Source organism: Leifsonia sp. HAY1-4F (assembly GCF_056755275.1).
The window spans coordinates 1-2,435 of the sequence record NZ_JBNDHX010000186.1; the positions used below are offsets into that span (position 1 = coordinate 1).

A 2,435-nucleotide genomic window follows, 5' to 3' on the forward strand; every position below is an offset into this window, starting at 1 on the left:
ACAGGCCGGGAGGGCGTCGAGGATGCGGGAGACGGCGGTGTCGTCGTGCGCTGCGGTGACGAACCAGGCCTCGAAGACGCTCGGCGGCAGCGAGACGCCGGCGTCGAGCATCGCGTGGAAGAAGGCGCGGTAGCGGAACGCCTCCTGGCGTTGCACCTCGGCGTACGTGCGCGGCGGGCGGGCGAACTCGCCGAAGACGAAGCTGAACAGGTTGCCCGCGTGCTGGACGCTATGGGCCACGCCGGCCGCCGAGAGCGCATCGGATACCGCGGCGGAGACCGTCTCGGCGACCACGTCGAGACGGTCGTACACGGCCTCATTCGCGTTGGCGAGGGTCGCGAGACCGGCGGCGACCGCGACCGGGTTCCCGGAGAGGGTTCCCGCCTGGTACACCGGACCGGTCGGGGCGAGGAAGTCCATCAGGTCTGCGCGTCCGCCGAGGGCCGCGAGCGGCATCCCTCCGCCGATGACCTTGCCGAAGGTGACCAGGTCGGGCGTGTAACCGCGATCGAGACCCCAGAAACCGGCCTCGCCGACCCGGAAGCCGGTGAGCACCTCGTCGAGGATGAGCAGCGCGCCGAACTCGTGCGCCAGGTCGGTGAGGGCTGCGTTGAAGCCCTCGTCGGGCGGCACGACGCCCATGTTCGCGGCGGCGGCCTCGGTGATGACGGCGGCGATGTCCGGGCCCTGCGCCTCGAACACCGCGCGCACCGCATCCAGGTCGTTGTACGGCAGCACGATGGTCTGGGCGGCGGTCGCCTCGGTCACGCCCGCGGATCCGGGCAGGGCGAGGGTCGCGAGGCCCGAGCCGGCCTGGGCCAGGAGGCTGTCCGAATGTCCGTGATAGTGACCGGCGAACTTGAGGAGCAGCGGGCGGCCGGTGAACCCGCGGGCGAGACGGATCGCGCTCATGGTCGCCTCCGTGCCGGTCGAGACGAGCCGCAGCTTCTCGACGAACGGCACGCGCGCGATCACGGTCTCGGCGAGCTCGGTCTCCGCCGGGGTGGAGGCGCCGAAGGACAGGCCGCGCGCGGCCGCCTGCTGCACCGCATCCACGACGGCGGGATGGGCGTGGCCGAGGATGGCCGGACCCCACGACGCGACCAGGTCGACGTACTCTCGCCCCTCCGCGTCGGTGACGTACGGCCCGCGGGCGGACACCAGGAACCGCGGCGTGCCGCCGACGGACCCGAACGCCCGGACCGGTGAGTTCACGCCGCCCGGGATGACGCGCTGGGCGCGCTCGAACTCCTGCTCGTTGCTGTCGCTCATCGCAGCCACCCCGCCACCTCGGTCGCCCAGTAGGTCAGGATCGCGTCGGCGCCGGCTCGGCGCGCCCCCAGAAGGGTCTCCTCGATGATGCGCTCGCGGTCGATCCAGCCGTTCGCGGCCGCTGCCTCCACCATCGCGTACTCCCCGGACACCTGGTAGGCCCAGACGGGCACATCGCTGATCGCGGCGACATCGCTGAGCACGTCGAGGTAGCTGAGCGCCGGCTTCACCATCAGGATGTCGGCCCCCTCTTCGAGATCGAGTCGCGCCTCGCGCAGGCCCTCACGGCGGTTCGCCGGGTCCTGCTGGTAGGCCCGGCGGTCACCGGAGAGCTGCGAGTCGACGGCCTCGCGGAACGGCCCGTAGAAGCCGGAGGCGTACTTGGCGGCGTAGGCGAGGATCACCACGTCGGTGCGGCCCGCGTCGTCGAGCGCCTCGCGCACGGCGGCGACCTGGCCGTCCATCATCCCGCTGAGTCCGAGGAGCTGCGAGCCGGCCTCCGCCTGGGCGACGGCCATGTCGCGGTAGCGGAGCAGGGTGGCGTCGTTGTCGACGTTCCCCCGCGCATCGAGGACGCCGCAGTGGCCGTGGTCGGTGAACTCGTCGAGGCACAGATCCGTCTGCACCACGATGGCGTCCCCCACCTCGTCGGCGAGGACGCGGGTCGCGACGTTGAGGATGCCGTCCGGGTCGGTCGCGCCGGAGCCCACCGCATCCCGGGTCTCCGGCACGCCGAAGAGCATGAGCCCGCCGACGCCGGCCTCGGCCGCCTCGTTCGCCGCGCGCTTCAACGAGTCGAGGCTGTGCTGCACCACGCCCGGCATCGACCCGATCGGGACGGGCTCGCTCGCGCCCTCACGCACGAACAGCGGGAGGATCAGCTCGGCCGGATGGAGGCGGGTCTCGGCGGTCAGCCGGCGCATCGCCGGCGACTGCCGCAGCCGTCGGGGGCGGATGACGGGGTGCAGTTCGCTCACTCGTACGAGCCTACGCCCGCGGCGCTGACGGTTTCCCAGACGACGGGTCCGGAGTTCTTCGAGCGCCGTCGCCGCCGGAGGCCGGAAAGGTCAGGAGCTCTCGGTGGCGTCGTCGGCTTCGGGGTCGGGGTGGGGGCTGTCTCTTATACACATCTCCGAGCCCACGAGACACTCGCTAATCTGGGG

2 protein-coding genes are annotated in these 2,435 nt (G+C 72.0%); both read right to left on the reverse strand.

All coding sequences use genetic code 11. The features are described from left to right. Window positions 1-1,281 (reverse strand): glutamate-1-semialdehyde 2,1-aminomutase (gene hemL / locus ACPYOG_RS19060; RefSeq protein ID WP_481295711.1); only part of this gene is annotated, 1,281 nt, incomplete at its 3' end. Beyond that, entirely contained in the window at window positions 1,269-2,195 is a 927-nt protein-coding gene (gene hemB, locus ACPYOG_RS19065; RefSeq protein WP_481295712.1) for a porphobilinogen synthase, read from the reverse strand. The genes hemL and hemB, both read right to left, overlap by 13 nt. Window positions 2,196-2,435 lie beyond the last annotated feature (240 nt).